This window comes from Sinorhizobium sp. CCBAU 05631 (assembly GCF_002288505.1).
Lineage (GTDB): Bacteria > Pseudomonadota > Alphaproteobacteria > Rhizobiales > Rhizobiaceae > Sinorhizobium > Sinorhizobium fredii_C.
The window spans coordinates 2723243-2743733 of record NZ_CP023063.1; the positions used below are offsets into that span (position 1 = coordinate 2723243).

Genomic DNA, 20491 nt, shown 5'->3' on the forward strand with positions numbered 1-20491 from the left:
CGGCGGTGGAATGAGCAAAGCGCACAGCAGATTGGTCTGTTTGTGCCGTTCCGACGAAGCGGTCTGCATCTCATCATTGCGGAACACAATGCTTCACCGGAGAATCCAAATGACAATCTACAACATTGCTCTTATCGGATTTGGTGGCGTCAATCGCGCTCTCACCGAACTCATTGCGACGAAGAACCCTCTCTGGGAACGAGACCTCGGCTTCCGCCTGAACATCGTAGCTGTCAGCGACCTCTATCTCGGGTCCGTTATTTCGCCGAACGGCCTCGATGCCAAGACCCTGGTTGAAGCGAACTTCGCAAAAGGCGGGTTCGGGCAGCTTTCTGGCGGCACCGCGGAAGCCGACAACGAGACCATCATCGCGACGGCGCCTGCCGACATCATCGTGGAAGCGACATTTACAAACCCGAAGGACGGCGAGCCAGCTGTTTCGCACTGCCGCTGGGCCCTGCAGTCCGGCAAGCATGTCGTCACCACGAACAAAGGGCCGGTCGCGATCGCTGCCCAGGAACTGAAGGCCCTTGCAAAGGCGAACGGCGTTCATTTCGAATATGAAGGCTCCGTCATGAGTGGAACCCCTGTCATCCGCATGGCGGAAAAGACGCTCGTCGGCGCAGAGGTGAAGGGTTTCGAGGGGATCTTGAACGGTACTTCGAACTTCGTCCTCGGCCGCATGGAATGCGGCCTTGACTTCGCCACTGCGTTCAGGGAAGCCCAGATACTCGGCTATGCGGAAGCCGATCCAACCGCCGATGTGGAAGGCTTTGACGTTCGCCTCAAGGTGGTGATCCTGGCAAACGAGTTGCTGGGGGCAAGCCTCAAGCCCGAAGAAGTCACGTGCACGGGCATCTCCAGGCTTTGTCCTTCCGATATCGAAGTCGCAGCCGCAGCAAATAGCCGTTGGAAGTTAATCGGATCGGCGGTTCGGAATGAAGACGGGACGGTAACTGGCAGCGTTTCTCCGAAGCAGCTTCCCTTCGAGCATCCACTCGCCGGTGTAAACGGCGCGTCCAATGCGGTATCGCTTGACACCGAACTACTCGGTCGCGTCACCATCACCGGCCCTGGGGCCGGCCGGGTTGAGACCGCTTATGCGCTGCTGTCCGATATCGTCGCCATTCACAAAGCCCAGGCAGGCACCGCTACGAAGGAGGCCGCATGATGCAGAGCCTCGCTCTCAGCAAGAAGACCTCCGTAGACGAGATCATTATCAGCAATCCGTTCGACGGCAGCTTTGTCGGAACGGTTTCTGAGACCAGCACGGACAGCGTGAACCTGCTGCTTGAGCGCGCCAATCGGGGTGCGCAGATCGCACGATCCCTGCCCCGCCATGAGCGCTCCGCAATTCTCGAAAAGGCGGCAGCAGCTGTTGAAGCCCGAAAGGAGGAATTTGCACTCCTAATCGTGCGGGAAGCCGGGAAGACAATTACCCAGGCCCGCAAGGAGGCTACGCGGTGCGTCAATACGTTGAAGCTTTCGGCGGATGAAGCGAAGCGAAATGCTGGCGAGGTGATCCCCTTTGATTCCTATGCCGGGTCGGAATCCCGTCAGGGCTGGTACACACGGGAGCCGCTCGGCATCATCACTGCGATCACGCCTTACAACGACCCGCTCAATCTCGTGGCCCACAAGCTCGGGCCCGCGATCGCCGGCGGCAATGCGGTACTCCTGAAGCCCTCGGAGCTTACGCCTTTGTCGGCCATCAAGCTGGTGGAAGTGCTACTCGAAAGCGGGTTGCCGGAGGCAGTCATCACGGTAGCTGTCGGCGGGGCAGACCTGGGCAAATCGCTCGTTTCGGCCAGGGACGTTCGGATGATCTCCTTCACGGGTGGTTTTAAGACCGGCGAGGCCATCGCGAAGAGTGCCGGCATCAAGAAGCTCGCGATGGATCTCGGCGGAAATGCGCCGGTTATCGTTATGGGAAACAGCGACTTTGACGAGGCGGTTGAAGCATGCGTGTCGGGTGCCTACTGGGCGGCCGGCCAGAACTGCATCGGCACGCAGCGAATTCTGGTCCAGCGCCCCATCTATGAGCGGTTCAAGGCAGACTTCGTCGCTCGGACTGCCGAGCTCAAGACCGGCAATCCGATGGACGCAGATACCGACGTCGGGCCGATGATTTCCGAAAAGGCGGTCGCCCGAGCCGCTGCAATGGTCGAGCGCGCAATCGCCGCTGGCGCAACGCTCCTTTGCGGGCACAACCCCTCCGGCACTCTCTACCCGCCAACAGTACTGGAGAACGCGCCAGCAACGTGCGACCTGTGGATTGAGGAGGTCTTTGCACCGATTGTTATCCTGCAGCCGTTCGATGAACTGGAGGACGCAATCCAGCTGGCAAACAGTCCAGAATACAGCCTCCACGCTGGTATCTTCACTAACGATCTGGAGGAGGCTCTTCATGCCGCCAACCAAATCGATGCCGGAGGTGTAATGATCAATGACTCGTCCGACTACCGGTTCGACGCGATGCCTTTTGGCGGCTTTAAATATGGCAGCATGGGACGTGAAGGCGTTCGGTTTGCCTATGAAGACATGACCCAGCCGAAGGTCGTTTGCATCAATCGGCTGAAGCGGTCAGTTCAGCTCATTGATGCGTCTAGGCCCGCCTGCGCAAAAGGCAATCACTGATGCAGTGCACGACGCCGGAATTCTGGACCGGGGGGAGTAGAGAATGGGAACTGAACGCATAGAGGCCGACTTGATCGGGTCCCTTCCTATCCCTCGCAATGTTCTGTACGGCGTCCACACTCGTCGAGCCGAGCTCAACTTTGACGTTTCGGGCCTTCGGCTGAAAGACTTTCCCGAACTTATCCAATCTATGGCTATGGTCAAGAAGGCGGCAGCGCTCGCGAACGCTGAGCTTGGTCTTCTCCCGGTGGAAAAAGCATCGGCGATCTCCGAGGCCTGCGATGATCTCATCGAGCTGAAGGGTGTCGATGAGAACTTCCCGATCGATATGATGCAGGGCGGCGCTGGCACGTCCACGAATATGAATGTTAATGAGGTTGTAACTAACCTCGCGCTCTTGAAGCTCGGGGCCAATGTGGGCGACTACGCAAAGTTGCATCCCAATGATGATGTGAACCTCTCCCAGTCGACCAACGATGTCTATCCCACCGCGCTCCGTCTGACTATTCTTCGCGCTTGTGACGGACTGATAGCGTCCCAGGTCGGCTTGCGCGACGCATTCCGTGCAAGGGCGAGTGAATATGCGACTGCGCTGAAGGTCGGCCGCACTCAGTTGCAGGATGCTGTTCCGATGACAGTTGGGCAGGAATTTGAAGCATTCGCGGAGCTCATCGACGAAGATATCATCCAACTGCAGTCGGCTTCCAAGCTGTTGAAAGAAGTCAATCTCGGTGGATCTGCGATCGGCACCTCAATCAACGTGCCTCCCGGTTTTTCCGCCGCAGCTTGCGTGCACCTGGCGCAGATTTCGGGGATCCACGTCATTCCAGCCCGAAACCTGATTGAGGCCACATCTGATGCGGGCGGGTTCGTTTCGTTCTCCGGTGTTCTGAAACGAATTGCAGTGAAGCTGACCAAGATCTGCAATGATTTGCGTCTCTTGAGCAGTGGGCCTCGCGGGGGCCTGGGTGAAATCCGACTGCCGCCTGTGCAAGCGGGATCCTCAATCATGCCCGGCAAAGTCAATCCCGTCATTCCGGAAATGATGAACCAGATCGGATTCCAGGTTATCGGAAATGATCTCACGGTAACGCTCGCGGCCAGCGCGGGGCAGTTGCAACTGAATGCAATGGAGCCAGTGATGGTTCTCAACATCCTTCAGTCCATGCGGATGCTGACGCGGGGGATGGATATTTTTAAGCAGCGATGCATCGAGGGTATTGAAGTCGACGTCGACCGCTGCAAGGCCCTCCTAGACCAGTCTCTCGTGCTCGCGACGCCGTTGGCAATGCTTATCGGGTATAGCAAGGCAGCGTATCTTTCCAAAAAGGCGCTGACTGAAAAGCGGGAATTGCGGCAGGTCGTGGAAGAGGAAGAAATTTTGGCGCCTGGCCAAATTGACGAGCTCTTTGAAGGCAGCGTTCGCAAAACGTCCCTGAGTTCGTCGGCCTGATAGGGTAGGAAAATGGCTGTTTTTACCGAGCTTTCTGATGAAGATCGCCAGTCGATCACTGCAGCCTATGGGTTTAGGTCGCTTTTGTCAGTGATTGGGATCGCTGACGGCGACAGCGAGACGACCTACCTGTTTCGCGCCAAGGAAGGCGAATTCATCGTTACGCTTTTCGAGAACGGAGCCCAGCCTTTAGATCTGGAAAGAGCTTTCGAAACGATGGAGGCGCTCTATCGAAAGGGCGTCCCCTGCCCCAAGCCGCTGCGCACCCACGACGGCAAGGCCACGTGCCGGGCCGCAGGTCGACTGGTTGCGGTCGTCAGCTTCGTACCGGGCTCCTCGTCCACCACTGCAGGCGCGGCAAAATGCCGAAGCCTGGGTCGTGTGATGGCTCAAGTCCATATTGTTTTGGAACGAAAGGCGAAGTGCACATCAACAGATCTACCATCTGGGGCTGTTCACGGCGCGTTGGTCCACGAGAATATCTTTTTCCTTGGAGATGAAGTAAGCGGGGTCATTAACTTCAGACTGCGGCACGATGATACGCTGTTGTCGGAGGTTGCGGATGTGATTGTCGGTTGGGCGGGGGAATCCAACGGAGAACTGAACAAAGAGCGGGCGCGCGCGCTACTGCAGGGTTATGAAGAGGTCCGAAGACTGACCGGCGTGGAAAAAGAGGCATTGCCGGGTTTCATAATGGCTTCAACATCGAAGCGTTTGGCAAGCCAAAAGGAAAAAACCTTCCTACCGGAAATCGCCATGGTAGCTTATCGGTCAGTAACGCCCGACATTCTAGGCTGATCGACCGGCTTCAACCCCATGAAATATCTTCTCGATCGAACTGACGAACAGATACTCGTCGAATTGAAAGCCAACGCCCGGATCTCGCACGCGGAGTTGTCGGCGAAGGTGAATCTTTCGCGCAACGCCGTGCGAGTGCGGATCGAGCGACTGGAGCGACAAGGCTTCATCAAAGGATATACGATCGTGACCGGCGATGGGAGTAGCCAACACGTTACGACCGCACTGATCTTCGTTTACCGGCACGATCGCATGAGGGGCGGCGACGTCATCCAGGCGCTGCGGAAAATCCCGGAAGTCGTCGCTTGCGACGTTATGACCGGCGACTTCGATCTCCTCGTCAGGGTCGAGTCTCCCGAGGCTGATCGCATCCGGCAGATTTGGCAGCTGATAGCTGAGATGCCCGGGGTGCGCGATACACTGACTGCCTTTGCTCTCTCCTCGGTAATCCGAAAATAGAGCGCCGCAAAACAAAGGCACATCTTGTTTTGACGTCGCCCGAAAGGATCAGCTGTGCCTCGACATCGAGCGCGTGGATGGGTTTGTTAACGCCCTTCTTAAGCCGACATTCAGGCGAGATAAATTGTCGCCTTCAGGTGAAATGAGGCATGCTTCTGACGCAGGCCCGCCCCGGCCGCATGGCACTACCAAGAGGTTCAAATGACGATAACCGAACGAGGAACCCAGTTCTATATTGGCGGGGAGTGGCAAGAACACGCGGACGCAACAAGTCTGCCCGTCGTTGATCCCGCCTCGGAACGGGTTGTCGGACATATCGCCGCCGGAGAGGCAAACCACGTCGATCTCGCGGTTGCGGCAGCGCGCAAGGCCTTCCCGGCCTTCTCTCAATCATCTGTGCCCGAGAGGCTTGAGCTCCTCGGCAGGGTGCATTCGCTCCTGAAGGAGAGAGCGGAGCTGTTCGCCGAAGCGCTCGTGATGGAGATGGGGGCGGCGATCAGCTTTGCGCGGGCCTCACAGGTTCCTTTTGCCGCGGAACACATTCGTGTCCAGATGGAGGTGCTCGAGAACTACCGGTTCGTGACGGTCGATGGGCGCACCGCAACGGCCAAGGAGCCGATCGGCGTTTGCGCCCTGATCACCCCGTGGAACTGGCCACTCTACCAGATCACCGCCAAGGCCGCCCCGGCCATCGCGGCGGGCTGCACCGTCGTCCTCAAACCCAGCGAGCTGTCCCCCTACAGCGCCTTGCTCTTCGCCCAACTGATGCATGATGCCGGCACTCCGCCAGGCGTGTTCAACCTGGTCAATGGCACTGGAGAGAGTGTCGGCGCAGCTCTCTCCAGCCACCCAGAGGTCGACATGATCTCAATCACCGGCTCGACGCGTGCGGGGGTACTCGTCGCGCAGGCGGCGGCCCCGACGGTCAAGCGGGTGGTCCAGGAACTTGGCGGCAAATCACCCAACATCCTGCTCGATGATGCTGATTTCGCCCAGGCGGTACCGAAAGGCGTCCTTGCCGGAATGCGCAATGTCGGCCAGTCGTGCAGCGCCCCGACACGCATGCTCGTGCCCGCCCATCGGCTCGCCGAGGTCGAGGATCTGGCCAGCAAAACCGCACATGCCATCCGCGTCGGCGATCCGAGGGATCCGGCGACCACCATGGGGCCCATCGCCAATCGCGCCCAGTATGAGCGGGTGCAGACCATGATCCGGGCGGGAATCGACGAAGGCGCGAAGCTCCTGTGCGGCGGACTGGGACGCCCGGCAGGTCTCGATCGAGGCTTCTTCACGCAGCCGACGATTTTTTCCGAGGTTCGGCCAGAGATGCGCGTCGCTCGCGAGGAGATCTTTGGGCCGGTCCTTGCGATCATGCCCTACCGGGACGAAGAAGAGGCAATCACGATCGCCAACGGCACGGTCTATGGACTGGGAGCCCATGTCCAGTCCCCGGATCCGGAGCGGTCTCGACGAGTCGCCGCGCGGATCCGCGCCGGGCAGGTTCACATCAACTATCCGGCGTGGGACGGGACGGCCGCGTTCGGTGGCTACAAGCACTCGGGCAATGGGCGCGAATATGGCGTGCATGGGCTTGAGGAGTATCTCGAGACGAAGTCCATCCTGGGCTATTGACCACCCGGTTCCGAACAAGCCGCTTGCCAGGGCGGCGGCTTCAGCGCTTGTCGAAGCATCGTCAGGAAGGCAGTAGTCCGGGCGCTTCGCCCGTGACGCGAGCCGAGCATCGCGACGATGTCGGCCGGTGGGAGCTTCCAGTTGGGCAGCACCTGCTGCAGCCGTCCGTCAGCGAGATCTTCTGCCACGTTCCACTCGGAACGGATCATGATGCCCTGACCGGCAAGCGCCCACTCGCGGATGACGGCACCATCGTTGCTCGACATGACCGGATTGACGCGCACCGTCGCCATCTCCTGTCGCGGCCCCTTGAAGCGCCACAGCGTCACGTCCTCGTCGTTTTCCCGAACGGCAAGACAGCGATGTTGAGCAAGATCGGCGGGCGCTGAAATGGGCGGTGCCGAGTCGAGGTACCTCGGACTTGCGCAGAGTATTCGAGGGTTCGGCGCCAGTGTCGTGACGACCTGGTCCAGATGCCCCGGCGCCCCAATGTGAACAACGACATCATAGCTTTCGACGAGCAGAGCCGCCGGATGATCGGACAACTGCAGCGTAGCGGTCGCGCCGCCGTGCTCTCGTGCGAACGCTTCCACGACCGGGGCCACATAGAGCCGTCCAAAGCCGTGTGGTGCGGCGACCCTGAGGTGCCCGCGAACCGCGCCTCTGCGATCAGCTAGGGCTTCGGCAAGCGAATCGATGGTCTCGCTGACGATAACGCTGTGAGAAGCAACCAACGAGCCCTCTTCCGTGAGGCGCAGCCGCCGTCCGGACCGATCGATCAGCCGCACCCCGACCTTCTCTTCCAGCGCTCGCAGGCGCTGTGTCACTGCCGGAGGCGTGACGTTCAGCTTTCTCGCGCTTTCCGCGAGAGATTTCGAGCCTGTCAGCACCGAAAAGAAGGCAAGGTCATCGGACGTCAACATTAATGAACACCTGAAGCAAACATTCACTTGTCATTAATTGTCATCTTTATGGTTTGACTGCAAGGTTAAATCCCGAATTGGAGATCAGATCATGGTCCAAGCGACGATCGAGCCCACACCCCGGCTGGCCGCCTCGACCAGCCTTGAGGACCTGGAAACACCCTGCTTGGTCCTGGACGCTGGCCGAATGGACAGGAATGTTCAGCGGCTCAGAAGCCGACTTGACGCCATGGGAGTGGCACTCCGGCCGCATTTGAAGACCGCCAAGTCGATCGAAGTGGCACGGCGGGTGATGAGCTCGCCGGCGGGACCGGCAACCGTCTCTACCCTAAAGGAGGCTGAACAGTTCGCGGCGGCAGGCGTCCGGGACATGATCTATGCAGTCGGCATCGCTCCAGCGAAGCTCGCGCGTGTCGCGGAGCTGCGGGCAAGCGGCGTCGATCTCGTGGTCACTCTGGATACTGTTCAGCAGGCGCGAGCGGTGGCCGAGGCGTCTCGGCGGTCCGGGACGCGCATCCCGGCCATGATCGAGATCGATTGCGACGGCCACCGCTCCGGTGTGCGACCCACTAACCAGGCGCAGCTGGTGGAAATCGGGCAGGCGCTGACGGCAGGTGCTGAGCTGCGTGGAGTCCTCACCCACGCCGGCGACAGCTATAAGGGCGGAGGTGTCGAGGCGCTGCGGCTCTCCGCGGGGACGGAACGATTGGCCGTCGTGGAGGCGGCGCGCATTCTGCGGACCGCGGGGCTGCCCTGCCCGGTCGTCAGCGTCGGCTCGACACCGACGGCCCATCACGCGACGGAACTCGTTGGAGTGACGGAAGTCCGCGCGGGCGTCTTCGTCTTCTTCGACCTGGTGATGGCTGGGCTCGGTGTCTGCCAAATCGACGACATCGCGCTCAGCGTGCTTGCGACCGTCATCGGACACCAGCGCGACAAAGGGTGGATCATAACTGATGGCGGATGGATGTCGCTGTCGCGGGACCGTGGCACTGGTAAGCAGGCCGTCGACCAGGGCTATGGTCTGGTCTGTGACGTGGATGGCACGCCCTATCAAGACGTCATCGTTGCCGACGCGAACCAGGAACACGGAATCGTCGCCGTGCGTCCCGGATCGAACGCACGTCTGCCGGATTTGGCGGTCGGAGACCGGGTGCGGATCCTGCCAAACCACGCCTGTGCGACCGCTGCGCAGCACGAAACCTATCACGTGGTCCGCGGCCGCTCGCACGCTGTCGAGACCCGCTGGACCCGCTTCGGAGGCTGGTGATGCCCAAGTCCATGACTGTGAATACCGATCGAGCACCAAGCCCGGCGGGCCACTACTCACAAGCGAAGCTCGTCGGTCAGCATCTCTACATTTCGGGTCAGCTACCGATCCGCACGGGTGGAGAGGCCCTGGCGGATAACAGCTTCGAGACCCAGGCGGCGCAGGCCCTCGACAACTTGCTGGCGATTCTGGAAGCCGCAGGCGGAACCGCGGCCGATCTCGTTAGGGTGACCGCCTACATCGTCGGCGTGGCCAATTGGCCTCGCTTCAACCACGTTTATGCGGCGCGACTAGGGGATTCCCGTCCGGCTCGTACCGTCGTTCCGGTGCCGGAACTTCACTATGGCTATCTCGTCGAAGTCGATGCGATAGCCGTCATTGCCTCAGATGCTCCTGCCGGAGGGGCAGGAAACAGGGCCGTATAAATCGGCCGCCAAAGTTCAGGTCAGCCCCATGTCTCCAATTGTCAAACGCATACAGAACGATCAAGAGCTTCCCGCCAAGGCGGATGCCGTGGTCATCGGCGGCGGCATCGTCGGCGCAACGGCAGCTTTCCTTCTCGCGGAGCGGGGACTGTCCGTCGCCCTGGTCGAAAAGGGCCATGTCGGAGGCGAGCAGTCGAGCCGCAACTGGGGCTGGTGCCGGCGGCAGAACCGGGACGAGCGCGAGCTGCCGCTCTCGGGCGTCGCTTTGCAAGTTTGGGATGAGTTTGCGGCGAAGATCGGAGAGGACGTCGGCTTCCGCCGATGCGGCCTGCTCTACGCTACCGATGATCCGCGGCAGCTGGCGGAATGGGAAGCATGGCGTGACATGGCTCGCCCGTTCAACGTCAATACCAGGATGCTGAGCGCCAAGGAAGCGGCTGCCGCGATTCCGGCGAACGGCCGCCGATGGCTCGGCGGAGTGCATTCGATCGATGACGGCAAGGCCGAACCCGCCATCGCCGCGCCGACGATCGCGGATGGCGCTCGCAAATTCGGGGCGACCATCCACCAGGAGTGCGCCGCCCGAGGGCTCGATCTGGTCAATGGCGCGGTGGCCGGGGTGATCACCGAAAAAGGAACCATCCGGACACAAGCCGTTCTCTGCGCCGGCGGCGCCTGGACGTCGATGTTTTGTCGCCAGTACGGAGTTCTGTTTCCGCAGGCGAGCGTGCGTCAGACGGCGCTTCGTACGCGACCCACAAGGGATCTGGGTGAGGCGATCTATACGCCGCAGTGTGCGTTGACCCGTCGGTTGGATGGCAGCTACACGCTTGCGATCAGCGGCAGGGCGATGCTCGACATCACCCCGCAAGGCATTCGCTACGCCCGCTGGTTCATGCCGATGTTCCTGGCGCGTCTGAAAGCGATCCAGATCGGTGTCGGCAAATCCATGTTCCGTGGACCGGAAGCGCTCGCGAGTTGGAACAAGGATACGCAATCGCCCTTCGAGCGAATGCGCGTTCTCGACCCAACGCCGAGCCGCCGTACGATCGCGGCTATTCTGAAAGGTGTCACGGAGCAGTTCCCTGCGCTGGCGGGCATCGAAGTCGCCGACAGTTGGGGAGCCTATGTGGATTGCACGCCGGACGCGGTGCCGGTCATCTCGCCGGCCGATGGTGTGAAGGGCCTATACCTGGCCGCGGGTGGCTCCGGCCACGGCTTCGGACTCGGACCGGGTATCGGCCGCCTGGCAGCTGACTTGGTTGCTAACGATAAGCCTTGCGTTGACCCCACGCCCTTCCGGCTGTCGCGCTTCTTTGATGGCTCCAGAATCAAGGTGGGCGGGATTTGATGATGTCCGATAAGATGACGCGCGTGAGGGCGGCGCAACAGATTTCGACTTGATCGCCTAGGCGAGGAGCCCGAAGCGTCACCTGTTCGCCAGCGACGCGGGCGCCAACTCGGATATGAAACGGCGTGAGTCGGTTCCGCCCGCTGGCCTTCGTCGGAGCCGCCCGACGATGCACCACATCGCCTTCGCCACTCCTCCTCGTCAGCAAACGGTATCGACAATGGGTCGGGATCAACGCACCTTGGATAAGCTCTAGTGGCGGTGTTGGCGGCAGCAATTGCTCTAGCTCCATAGGAGACCGAAATTCGACCGGGCGCTCGCCGTGTAGCCCGGATCGGCCTCGTCGGCGGCTGCAACGCTTTGGCCCTTCGAAGGGCGCCAAGCTAATGGACATGCCTGCGAGCTCGCCGCCGATGGCGATTTCCTCGTAGTCCAGTCCGCCAGCTTCGCCCTGCGCGTCGCCACGGGCGAATAAAACCGCCAATTCAATTCGGGGATGGAGCCGATCGGAAGGGCTTGCCTGCCGGCTCGCTCCATTCCCGCGAAACGAGGAGACAATGCATCTCGAAACGGCATCGCTCCCTCGAATGATCAGGTGACTGTGACGAGATTTTCCGCACCGTCTCGATTGTCTTCCAAACTCCGACATCGCCGGGCTTCATGACGAAGCTGTCGCCCGCGCGATAAATAACCGGCTCCTTACCCGTTTCGGTCAATTCGATCACGCCATGGACGAGATGGCAAAATTCAAACGTTTCGCCCTTGATGGAGTGCGTTTCGCCGGGCGTCGCCTCGAAGACGCCGGTGTTGACTCTGCTCTCCTTGGCGGTGTCCTGCAACCAGGTCTTGAAAGCGGGGCTGCCCGCGGTGAGGCGATCCGGGTCGGCAGTTCTACGCTTCGGTTCAAATGATGGATTCGGTCGACGGTTTTCAGTAGGACATCTAGTTCTCCATTATTTACCTGAGTGAAAGTGATATCCGCGTCGTCGCTAGAAAAAGGATGCATCGTCATCCATTCCGCTAGCTTCCCTCTGCGCGTCTCCCCAACGGCTTCCTCTGGATCTGGCCCCCCGATCAGATTGCGCCGACTTTGACTTTTGAACCATCAACGACACGCGACAGGCGGAAGGAGCTGGGGTCGACACACGGGGTATCATTGGCAACCAGGTCGGCAGCCAAGCGGCCGATACCGGCCCGAGCCCGAAGCCGTGGCCGGAGCCGCCCGCGGCCAGGTAAAGGCCCTTCACACCATCGGCCGGCTTCGACGAGATAGCCATAGTGAAAACTCTGCCTTAAGCTCTCGTGCCGCCGACTGTCACTTCCTTACGTCGCCACCGGTGGTGTCTCCCCGCCCAGTACTTTCTGGAAGACCTCGGCGTCCACATTTGCGCCGCTCAAGATAAGGCCGACTTTTCTGCCGCGCATGACAGAGGCTTCCTTAAGCAGCGCCGCAAGTGACGCGGCGCCGGCACCCTCGGCGACATTGTGGGTCGCGCGGTAGATGAGGCGCATCGCTTCGGCGACCTCCTCGTCGCTGACGGCGACGATCCGTGAGGCGCCCTTCGAGTACATTGCGAAAGCTTCTTCGACGGGAATGCGCACGGCCATGCCGTCGGCGAACGTCAGCGCCGTTTCGGTTTCGATCAGCCGTCCGGCCTCGAAGGAGAGCTTCGCGGCCGGCGCGTGCGTCGAAACTACGCCGATCACTTCCGTCTTCAGGCCCAGGGCCTCGCGCGCGGTGATGACGCCGCAAATCCCCGAGCCGCAGCCGATGGGCACATAGACGGCATCGAGATCGGGCACCGCGGTGAAGAGTTCCAACCCATAGCTTGAGACACCCCGGACGATCTCCTCGTGAAAGGGCGGTACCAGGAATAGGCCGGTTTCGGCGGCAAGGCGCCGGGCTTCGGTACGGGCCTCGTCGAAGTCGCGGCCGTACTCGATGACCTCGCCGCCAAAGGCCCGCATGGCTGCGTTCTTCTCGACCGAATTGCCGTGCGGGACAACGATTTTGGCGGCAAGACCGGCTGCCCGCGCAGCACGGGCCTGGCTCTGGCCATGATTCCCGCGCGTTGCCGTGACGATTCCCCTGGTCGAACGCCCGCTGCGGCGGAGCCAATCCATAAAGGTGATTCCGCCGCGGACCTTGAAAGCGCCGGCCGGCGTATGGTTCTCGTGCTTGATCCAGACCACGGCCCCTGCCATTTCCGAGATCTGCGGCCACACGTATTGCGGTGTAGGTGACATATGCCGGTAAACGAGTGCGGCGGCTTCCTCGAGGTCCTTGCGTGCGAACAGATGCATGCCTTGCTTCCATGTTTCTTCGACGCGTAACCAGCGTCGTTTATCAGTCCAATAACGTGGTGAAGGTCTCTGCCACCTACGGCATCTCCACGTCTACTTTGCCTGAGTATTGCATCAGCTTCTCAGGTTCGGACCCGCCAGGCGGAACGCCTTGGCGGCGCACCAGACCCCACCCACAATATCGGCGCTTCTTCAGGTAAATATGGGAAGCGCCCCTGCCGCGGCACTCTTTCCGCCAGTCCCGACCGCCCATTCCGGTCTGCACGCTCTCCAAAACCCCTTCGGGCCGGCGCAGTCATGGGGCTATGGCGGCGCAGGGGCTGTTTGGTGCGACAGTGGCGCTTGTTATTCTGACGATCAATTGTGGATCGATGACGCCTCTCATGTCCGGCCCTCAGTGATCTCGCGCACTGCCGCGATGGCCTCGTCGACAGCGGCACGGTTGACATCGAGATGGGTGACCCAGCGCATGCGCCCACCGGGCCAGAAACTCGCCCCGATGCCGAGTTCACGTAGCGCCTCGGACAGCCGGGTCGCCAGATAGGGCGCGAGCTCGACAAAGACCACGTTTGATTGCGGCGGGGTCACCTTCAGCCCCTCAATTCCCGCAAATGCTTGCGCGAGCACCCGAGCATTGGCGTGGTCCTCGGCCAGCCGGTCGACGTGGTGGTCGAGCGCGTACAGCCCAGCCGCCGCAATTATCCCTGCCTGCCGCATTCCGCCGCCAAGCATCTTCCGCCACCGGCGCGCACGGGCGATCAATGGGGCATCGCCGACCAGCACTGATCCGAGCGGCGCCCCCAGCCCCTTTGAAAGGCACAGCGACACGCTATCGAAGCCCTCTGCCAGGTACCCGACATCAACGCCGAGCGCCGCAGCCGCATTGAACAGCCGCGCACCATCGAGATGGGTGGCGAGCTTCCGCTCCCGCGCAAATTCGAGGACCTCGGCCAGATGATCGCGCGGCAGGACCCGCCCGGCGAACGTGTTCTCGATGGTGACCAGTCGCGTGATCGCAAAATGCGGATCGTCGTCCTTCACCGCGGCGTGAAGGTCCTCGATGGGGATTGTCCCGTCGGCGCGCACCGGCAAGGGTTGCGGCTGGACCGAGCCCAGCACCGCAGCGCCCCCGGCTTCCCACAGATAGGTATGAGCTCCGGTTGCGCAGAGAAATTCCTCGCCGCGCTGGCAATGGCTCATGATCGCAGCGAGATTGGACATGGTGCCGGTTGGCATGAACAGTCCCGCTTCCTTGCCGAACAGTGCGGCAAGTCGGGCCTCGAGCGCCTTGATCGTGGGATCGTCGCCAAGGACATCGTCGCCCACCTCGGCGGCAGCCATCGCCGCACGCATGCCAAGGGTTGGACGGGTGACCGTATCGGAACGGAAATCAAGGCGGATGACAGGTGTTTGCATAGTCCAGATCCCTGGGTGCGGCTGTCTTGGTGATACAGCCAAACGACTGGGCCCGGCTATCGAATTTTGCTGACGGCTTTTGGTGATGCAGGATCACCAATAAGGCGATCAGTATTTCCTCGATTGATGACTGGCGCGACGGTTTATTGTGACCGAGAACTGATACCAAGGCGCATTGAGCAGCACCATGGGCCCGCTGGCTCAGTCCGATGGACATGATGCGCCACGGCTGATCGACGAGCTTGTTCCATGCAGCGCAGCAATGGGCGACGATATCGTTGTAGTCCTTGAAGATGCGGTTCGAGAGCCAGTTGTCGCGCATGAACTGCCAGACGTTCTCTACGGGGTTCAGTTCCGGCGAGCGCGGCGGCAGGAACATCATGGTAATGTTGTCGGGTACCTTGAGCTTCGGCGTGACGTGCCATCCGGCCAGATTACGGCCCGGCTGATTTCGGCGAGGTGCCCCTGCATGGCTTCGGTGTCGCGCCAAGGTAGCACGAGGCCGACGCCCTTGCCCTTCCCGGACAGATGGCGCCGAAGATGTAGGCCCACATGGTTCGCTGGTCCGCGGACGCGGATGGCCGGGTTCCGCGACGCGCCCAACGCCGCGTAAACCAGTTCTTCGGCCTATCCGCGCTTCGTCGGCCCACCACAGTCGATGTCCGTGCCCTGCGGGAGCTTGGCTCTGATTTCTGCCAGAGGGGCGGGGAAGTCTTTTTTAGAAGCGGCCGCCTCGATGTCGTTCTGCGCGTTGTGGCCTGGGCGGGCCGACAGCTTGGCGAAGCCGAACGCCTTCAACTCACGCCCGACCGTCGTCTCACCGATCGAGATGCGGAATTCCTGAAAGATCCACTGCACCAGATCCTTGCGCCGCCAGCGGACGACACCGTGGATCGACGGATCCGCCCGCTCTCGACGATCTTCGCCAGCGCCTGGCGCTGCGCGTGGTTCAACTTCGCCCGACCGCGGGGCCTTGCGATTCGCAAGTCCGTCGGGCCGCGCGTGTTGAAGCGCAGGACCCAATCCCGCACGATCTGCAGAGCCACGCTGCCGATCCGCGCAGTACCCGAGCCGCCGTCATAAATTGTTGCAAGAGCCAGCAACCGCCAGGACTGATTGGCATCCTTCGCCTGCCGTGCAAGTTGCCGAAGAGCTGCACCGTCGAAAGCAACAAAACCGCTGAACCCATTGCCAACCTCCTGTTTAGCAGCATGGATTTCAGATTCTTGCCTTCTTGGGATCCTATGAGAGTCGGAAGCGGCGCTCGTCGGTCATACCTAAGCAATCCTACGTCCGCCTCCTCCGGAAGCCTTGAGCTGGTTGGTGACTGCACGCCAGCATGAACTCCCGAATGGAGGCAGACGAGCGGGTCGCTACCAGCGCTCCAAAGACGACGGGGTAGCGGGTAGAGTTCAGTCTGCGTTTCCGCTGCGCTCCCCCCGATCGATGAATTTCGTCGATTTCCCCTCCAGCCCCCTGTTCCGCCACAGAATCCGCAATATCCGTTTCAGTGACAACGGCCTCCTCAAATGTGCAGTCAGCCAATAGCCTGGCTCGCCAAGCAGAAAGTTCGAACCGCCGATATCTGAGACCGGCCTTTTGCACCCCGAACCATCGCAATGACTCCGCCCTCGTGAGGCAGCCCGCAGCCTTCGAGCAATGAGGAAAGGCCGCTTTGTTCAGGGATGTCGATGCGCACGAAACGACCTTCCTTGCCGGAGAGGATGAAGGCAATCAAATCCCTCGCCTGTGCCGCGTTTTCTGCCACGACCGGGCCGATGACTTCACCCATCCCGAAAAAACGCGTGGCCGCGAAGGCGACGATATCGCCATCGTTCCGGATAACGGCGAAGGGACCCTCCTTCACCAGCGCATCGTGGAGCGCATCGCGGTCGGCGCCGAAAGCCGCACGATCGAGCGCTTTGATTGCCGGCAGGGCGTCGGGCCCGATCCACGCGACATTTTCAGGTGTATCGACGCGGCCAATAACGCCCTGGTGGCGGACGATTTGATGCGTCGTAACGAACCCCAGCTTTTCGTAAAGAGGTAAGCCGTCACTTGTTGCGGTCAAACGGCATTCCCGATCACCGGCGAGTTCCATCACGGCGCTGGTCAATTGTCTTCCGAGTCCCCGGCCCCGCTGGCTTTCATCGACTATAATCATGTTGATGGCTGAGCAGGTGTCGCCGAAGGGAGTCATGAGAGCTGTGCCTACGACACGATCACCCACAAGGGCAACCCGCCCCTCGCTCAGCGACCATATCATCTCCCAATCTTCTCTCCTGTGTGCCCAGCCCGCTGCACGTGACAGAGCCAAAGCACCATCCAAATGGTGAGCCTCGAAAGGCGCGAGAGCGAACGTTTCGGTTTGCATGGGTTGATCCGTTTCATTGATATCCACGCTCACCTTGGAAACAACGGCAGGGTTTTACCGCCTCGGGTGAGCGATGAGATCTCAGGCTGTACTGCGACAACAATGAAGCGCAAGCTCTTTGTTAAAGGGCATACTGCTGGAAGCACGAGTTGGGCTGGGCGAATAATCGCCCAGCCCATTTTCGGGCGTTGCGGACCGGCAGACCTCCCCTGCCAAGGCGCTCCAACCCGCATGGAAATTGAGTAATGTGCGTCGGAACGGTCTTTTCGGTGCAACAATTAAGTGATGGTGACGTAGATTTTCCGTACCGTCTCGATTGTTTTCCAGACCCCGACGTAGCCGGGTTTCATCACGAAGCTGTCGCCCGCGCGATAAATGACCGGTTCCTTGCCCTTCTCTGTCAGCTCGACCACTCCCTGCAGGATGTGGCAGAACTCAAAGGTTTCGCCCTTGATGGAGTGCGTCTCGCCGGGAGTGGCCTCCCAGACGCCGGTATTCACCTTGCCCTCTTTGTCGCTGTCCTGCGCCCAGGTCTTGAACGCGGGCGCACCGGCGATAAGGCGATCCGGCGCGGGGGTCGCGTGCTTCGGTTCGAACGAAGGATTTGGGTCGATCGATTTGAGTAGTGACATCCAGTTCTCCAATTTATCAGAGTGAAAGAAAATTCGCGTCGTAGTTAGACAAGATGGATGTGATGTCGGCTCCGACCTCGTTACGAGATTGTCATTACGGTAGAAGGAAGCGGTCGGAAGCGCCGGGTACCTACCAGCTTGCGGCGATGTATTTTGTTTCGAGATATTCAAGCATGCCGTGGTGGCTTCCTTCTCGGCCGAGGCCGCTCTGCTTCATGCCGCCAAACGGTGCCGCAGCGTCGGAGACGACGCCTCGGTTGATTCCGACCATGCCGCTTTCCAGCCGTCCGGCGACCGAAAGCGCGCGTTTGAGGTCGCTGCTGAACACATAGGAAACCAGGCCGTATTCGGTGTCGTTGGCCATCTGGACGACCTCGTCCTCGGTTTCAAATGCAATGACTGGCGCAACCGGTCCGAAGATTTCTTCGCGAAGGATCTCGGCATCAGGAGAAACGTCAGCCAGTACGGTAGGGGGGTAGTAAAAGCCGTCGCGGTCCAAGCGGCTGCCGCCGGTAACCAGGCGGGCCCCCTTGGCAATGGCGTCGTCCACCAGGCGTTCCACCTTGGCGACCGCGGCCTCGGTGATCAGTGGCCCGAGCTGCGTCTCCGGAGCCAGTCCTGGTCCGACCTTCAGTGCGGCCATCTCTTCCGCGAACCGCCGCGTGAACTCCGCCAGAATCCCCTTCTGCACATAGAAGCGATTCGCGGCAGTGCATGCCTCGCCGCCGTTGCGCATCTTGGCAACCATTGCTCCGGCGACCGCCGTCTCCAGGTCGGCATCGTCGAAAACAACGAAGGGCGCATTGCCGCCGAGTTCCATGGAACAATTGACGACCTGGTCCGCAGCCTCGCGCAGCAACGTCCGACCGACGCCTGTCGAGCCGGTAAACGACAGCTTCCGTACCCGCTTGTCATGCAGCATGGCGCTGACCACGGGTCCGGCCTTCTTCGTTGTCACGATGTTGACCACCCCGGCCGGAACGCCGGCCTGCCGCATGATCTCGCCGACCGCGAGCGCCGTCAGTGGGGTCTCAGCTGCGGGCTTCAGGATGCATGTGCAGCCCGCGGCCAGTGCGGGCGCGATCTTCCGGGTCGCCATTGCCGCGGGGAAGTTCCAGGGCGTCACCAATACGGCGATACCAATCGGCTCATGGTTGACGATGATATGGTTGGCGCCAGAGGGCGCAGGTCCGAATTCGCCCGGCGTCCGTACAGCTTCCTCGGCGTACCAGCGGAAAAACTCGGCCGCGTAGGCGACCTCCGACCTGGCGTCCGCAAGTGCCTTGCCGTTCTCCACGGTGATGAGTTGCGCCAGCCATTCCGCCTTTTCGAGCACAAGATGAAAACACTTCATCAAAACGTCCGAGCGATGCCGCGGCGAAGTTGCCTTCCAAGCCGCAGAGGCCTTTTCCGCTGCATCGACCGCGGATATACCATCGGCAACATCGCCATCGGAAACGCTGGCGACTATATCTCCACTCGAGGGGTCGACCACTTCAAATGTGCGGTTTTCTTTTGCCGAAACCCATTCGCCGCCGATGAACAGTTGCGTAGGAGCATCGCGAACTACGGCAGCCGAGGCGGGAGAGACAAGGGGAGTCGTTTTTTGCGCGGGAGTTGGTTTCACGTTCAGCACCTTCGCTACCAATCAGGTTTGACACGCGATCAATATAAGATTGGTTTTGAGATTGGTGTCAACATAGATCAAATTGGTTGCGGCAATAAATTGCGAAGCCCATGAACGTGGCCGCGAATTCTGAGCCTTTGAGGCGGCATGCGCTCGGTGTGCGAACATGGACGTTGCACAAAGACACGACCGCCTCAGCACTCGAACATCCTGCCGGTCTTGAGTTCCTCGGCACGCTGAAAGGCTAGCGTGGCAATTGCGGTGTCCTGAACACCTGTACCGGTAAGATCGGCTATTGTGATGTCTGCATCGCGAGTACGTCCGACCTTCTCGCCCGCAATGATTTGGCCGAGTTCCGGAAAATCAGCGTCGCTCGCAACCAGCCCAGCCTCTATGGCATGATGAAGCTCCCCCAGCCTGCGTGTCTGTTTCAGGCTGTCCGCCACGTAGATGTCTGCGCGCGCAATCGCGATCGGATCGATCTCGTTCTTATGTTCGGCGTCGGAGCCCATGGCTGTCACGTGCTGCCCTGGTTCAAGCCAGGCGGCATCCAGGATCGGCCGGTCTGCAGGTGTTGTTGTCACAATGATGTGGGAACCCGATACTGCTTCCTTTGGGTCGGCGAACGCTGTAACCGGCATGCTATGCTCGAGTTTCAATTGTTCGACGAGCGCCTCCGCCTTGGAGTAATCACGCGCCCATATACGGACTTCCTGGATTGGTCTCACCAGCGTGAGCGCTTGGAGTTGCAGCCTTGCCTGTACTCCGGCGCCGAAGATGGTTGCGATCGAAGCATCGCCTCGCGACAGAGTTTTGCCGCAACCGCACCAGCGGCTGCTGTCCTGACGTCGGTCAGGTAACCATTGTCGAGAAGCAGTGCCTGAATCAGCCCGGTTTTACTTGAGAGCAAAACCATCATCCCGTTTGTACTCGCAAGGCCGAGCTTCGGATTGTCAAAGAAACCAGGGCTGATTTTGATCGCGAAGCCGCTCAAGCCTGGAATATATGCGGTTTTCACATCGACTTCGCCTCTGCTCTCAGGCACATCCAGACGCAGAATGGGCGGCATCTCCACCGCATTGTCGACCGCCAGCGCGCGAAACGCGCCTTCCGTGCACTTAACCGCATCGACGTCGAGCGGAATGATCTGTCTGAGCTCAGGCTCGGTAAGTATTCTAATAATAGGCATC

15 protein-coding genes and 4 pseudogenes are annotated in these 20491 nt (G+C 60.5%); 9 read left to right on the forward strand and 10 right to left on the reverse strand.

The window, feature by feature from the left end:
• Nucleotides 1-109: 109 nt before the first annotated feature.
• The 6 genes from SS05631_RS13355 to SS05631_RS13380 all read left to right on the forward strand — a co-directional run bounded on the left by SS05631_RS13355 (nucleotide 110) and on the right by SS05631_RS13380 (nucleotide 6979).
• Nucleotides 110-1171: a homoserine dehydrogenase gene (locus SS05631_RS13355; RefSeq protein WP_037425796.1), complete on the forward strand. Its 1062-nt coding sequence runs from the start codon at nucleotides 110-112 to the stop codon at nucleotides 1169-1171.
• Nucleotides 1168-2637, forward strand: coding sequence for an aldehyde dehydrogenase family protein (locus SS05631_RS13360; RefSeq protein WP_050988374.1), 1470 nt, complete (start codon nucleotides 1168-1170; stop codon nucleotides 2635-2637). Before SS05631_RS13355 ends, SS05631_RS13360 begins: the two co-directional genes overlap by 4 nt.
• Before the next feature lie 43 nt (nucleotides 2638-2680).
• Nucleotides 2681-4090 (forward strand): aspartate ammonia-lyase, encoded by a 1410-nt coding sequence (locus SS05631_RS13365; RefSeq protein WP_037425799.1) that lies wholly within the window; start codon nucleotides 2681-2683, stop codon nucleotides 4088-4090.
• 12 nt (nucleotides 4091-4102) lie between these two features.
• Entirely contained in the window at nucleotides 4103-4888 is a 786-nt protein-coding gene (locus SS05631_RS13370; protein ID WP_037425801.1) for a homoserine kinase, read from the forward strand.
• Between the two features lie 18 nt (nucleotides 4889-4906).
• A complete protein-coding gene (locus tag SS05631_RS13375; RefSeq protein WP_037425803.1) occupies nucleotides 4907-5347 on the forward strand; it encodes an Lrp/AsnC family transcriptional regulator in 441 nt (146 codons plus the stop codon).
• A 201-nt stretch (nucleotides 5348-5548) separates the two neighbouring features.
• The gene (locus SS05631_RS13380; protein ID WP_037425806.1) at nucleotides 5549-6979 is read left to right on the forward strand and encodes an aldehyde dehydrogenase family protein; all 1431 of its coding nucleotides are present in this window, start codon (nucleotides 5549-5551) and stop codon (nucleotides 6977-6979) included.
• Here the strand turns inward: SS05631_RS13380 and SS05631_RS13385 are convergent.
• Nucleotides 6973-7902: a LysR family transcriptional regulator gene (locus SS05631_RS13385; protein ID WP_037425807.1), complete on the reverse strand. Its 930-nt coding sequence runs from the start codon at nucleotides 7900-7902 to the stop codon at nucleotides 6973-6975. The genes SS05631_RS13380 and SS05631_RS13385 overlap by 7 nt on opposite strands.
• A 91-nt stretch (nucleotides 7903-7993) precedes the next feature.
• On the opposite strand from SS05631_RS13385, the gene SS05631_RS13390 reads away from it, so the two are divergent.
• From SS05631_RS13390 to SS05631_RS13400, 3 genes are read left to right on the forward strand one after another with little or no spacing between them, the layout of a single operon-like run.
• On the forward strand, nucleotides 7994-9172 hold the full coding sequence (locus SS05631_RS13390) for a DSD1 family PLP-dependent enzyme (protein WP_037425809.1): 1179 nt from the start codon (nucleotides 7994-7996) through the stop codon (nucleotides 9170-9172).
• The gene (locus SS05631_RS13395) at nucleotides 9172-9597 is read left to right on the forward strand and encodes a RidA family protein (RefSeq protein WP_037425812.1); all 426 of its coding nucleotides are present in this window, start codon (nucleotides 9172-9174) and stop codon (nucleotides 9595-9597) included. The genes SS05631_RS13390 and SS05631_RS13395 overlap by 1 nt, the downstream gene beginning before the upstream one ends.
• Nucleotides 9598-9625: 28 nt before the next feature.
• Nucleotides 9626-10948 (forward strand): FAD-binding oxidoreductase, encoded by a 1323-nt coding sequence (locus SS05631_RS13400; RefSeq protein WP_037425815.1) that lies wholly within the window; start codon nucleotides 9626-9628, stop codon nucleotides 10946-10948.
• 608 nt (nucleotides 10949-11556) lie between these two features.
• On the opposite strand, the pseudogene SS05631_RS32650 reads toward SS05631_RS13400, so the two are convergent.
• From SS05631_RS32650 to eutC, 9 genes and pseudogenes are all read right to left on the reverse strand, one after another.
• Nucleotides 11557-11868 (reverse strand): annotated as a pseudogene (locus SS05631_RS32650) (cupin domain-containing protein); the annotation flags it as partial.
• Between the two features lie 154 nt (nucleotides 11869-12022).
• Nucleotides 12023-12207 (reverse strand): annotated as a pseudogene (locus SS05631_RS31885) (D-amino-acid oxidase); the annotation flags it as partial.
• Nucleotides 12208-12271: 64 nt separating this feature from the next.
• Nucleotides 12272-13252, reverse strand: a complete 981-nt coding sequence (locus tag SS05631_RS13410) for a threonine dehydratase (protein WP_037425819.1) — start codon at nucleotides 13250-13252, stop codon at nucleotides 12272-12274.
• A 381-nt stretch (nucleotides 13253-13633) separates the two neighbouring features.
• Nucleotides 13634-14593, reverse strand: a complete 960-nt coding sequence (gene ltaE / locus SS05631_RS13415) for a low-specificity L-threonine aldolase (protein ID WP_244412370.1) — start codon at nucleotides 14591-14593, stop codon at nucleotides 13634-13636.
• A gap of 259 nt (nucleotides 14594-14852) precedes the next feature.
• Nucleotides 14853-15885: pseudogene (locus SS05631_RS13420) on the reverse strand (IS630 family transposase); the annotation flags it as partial.
• A gap of 320 nt (nucleotides 15886-16205) precedes the next feature.
• The gene (locus SS05631_RS13425; protein ID WP_037425825.1) at nucleotides 16206-17042 is read right to left on the reverse strand and encodes a GNAT family N-acetyltransferase; all 837 of its coding nucleotides are present in this window, start codon (nucleotides 17040-17042) and stop codon (nucleotides 16206-16208) included.
• 278 nt (nucleotides 17043-17320) lie between these two features.
• The gene (locus tag SS05631_RS13430; RefSeq protein WP_037425827.1) at nucleotides 17321-17674 is read right to left on the reverse strand and encodes a cupin domain-containing protein; all 354 of its coding nucleotides are present in this window, start codon (nucleotides 17672-17674) and stop codon (nucleotides 17321-17323) included.
• Nucleotides 17675-17804: 130 nt separating this feature from the next.
• A complete protein-coding gene (locus tag SS05631_RS13435; protein WP_095678046.1) occupies nucleotides 17805-19301 on the reverse strand; it encodes an NAD-dependent succinate-semialdehyde dehydrogenase in 1497 nt (498 codons plus the stop codon).
• A gap of 194 nt (nucleotides 19302-19495) precedes the next feature.
• Nucleotides 19496-20490: pseudogene (eutC, locus tag SS05631_RS13440) on the reverse strand (ectoine utilization protein EutC).
• Between the last annotated feature and the right edge of the window lies 1 nt (nucleotide 20491).

What these genes read in the sequence shown, in the direction of transcription:
- SS05631_RS13355 (WP_037425796.1), top strand. Translation starts at nt 110, where the DNA reads ATGACAATCTACAACATTGCTCTTATCGGATTTGGTGGCGTCAATCGC.
- SS05631_RS13360 (WP_050988374.1), top strand. Translation starts at nt 1,168, where the DNA reads ATGATGCAGAGCCTCGCTCTCAGCAAGAAGACCTCCGTAGACGAGATC.
- SS05631_RS13365 (WP_037425799.1), top strand. Translation starts at nt 2,681, where the DNA reads ATGGGAACTGAACGCATAGAGGCCGACTTGATCGGGTCCCTTCCTATC.
- SS05631_RS13370 (WP_037425801.1), top strand. Translation starts at nt 4,103, where the DNA reads ATGGCTGTTTTTACCGAGCTTTCTGATGAAGATCGCCAGTCGATCACT.
- SS05631_RS13375 (WP_037425803.1), top strand. Translation starts at nt 4,907, where the DNA reads ATGAAATATCTTCTCGATCGAACTGACGAACAGATACTCGTCGAATTG.
- SS05631_RS13380 (WP_037425806.1), top strand. Translation starts at nt 5,549, where the DNA reads ATGACGATAACCGAACGAGGAACCCAGTTCTATATTGGCGGGGAGTGG.
- SS05631_RS13385 (WP_037425807.1), bottom strand. Translation starts at nt 7,902, where the DNA reads ATGTTGACGTCCGATGACCTTGCCTTCTTTTCGGTGCTGACAGGCTCG.
- SS05631_RS13390 (WP_037425809.1), top strand. Translation starts at nt 7,994, where the DNA reads ATGGTCCAAGCGACGATCGAGCCCACACCCCGGCTGGCCGCCTCGACC.
- SS05631_RS13395 (WP_037425812.1), top strand. Translation starts at nt 9,172, where the DNA reads ATGCCCAAGTCCATGACTGTGAATACCGATCGAGCACCAAGCCCGGCG.
- SS05631_RS13400 (WP_037425815.1), top strand. Translation starts at nt 9,626, where the DNA reads ATGTCTCCAATTGTCAAACGCATACAGAACGATCAAGAGCTTCCCGCC.
- SS05631_RS13410 (WP_037425819.1), bottom strand. Translation starts at nt 13,252, where the DNA reads ATGCATCTGTTCGCACGCAAGGACCTCGAGGAAGCCGCCGCACTCGTT.
- ltaE (WP_244412370.1), bottom strand. Translation starts at nt 14,593, where the DNA reads ATGGCTGCCGCCGAGGTGGGCGACGATGTCCTTGGCGACGATCCCACG.
- SS05631_RS13425 (WP_037425825.1), bottom strand. Translation starts at nt 17,042, where the DNA reads ATGCAAACCGAAACGTTCGCTCTCGCGCCTTTCGAGGCTCACCATTTG.
- SS05631_RS13430 (WP_037425827.1), bottom strand. Translation starts at nt 17,674, where the DNA reads ATGTCACTACTCAAATCGATCGACCCAAATCCTTCGTTCGAACCGAAG.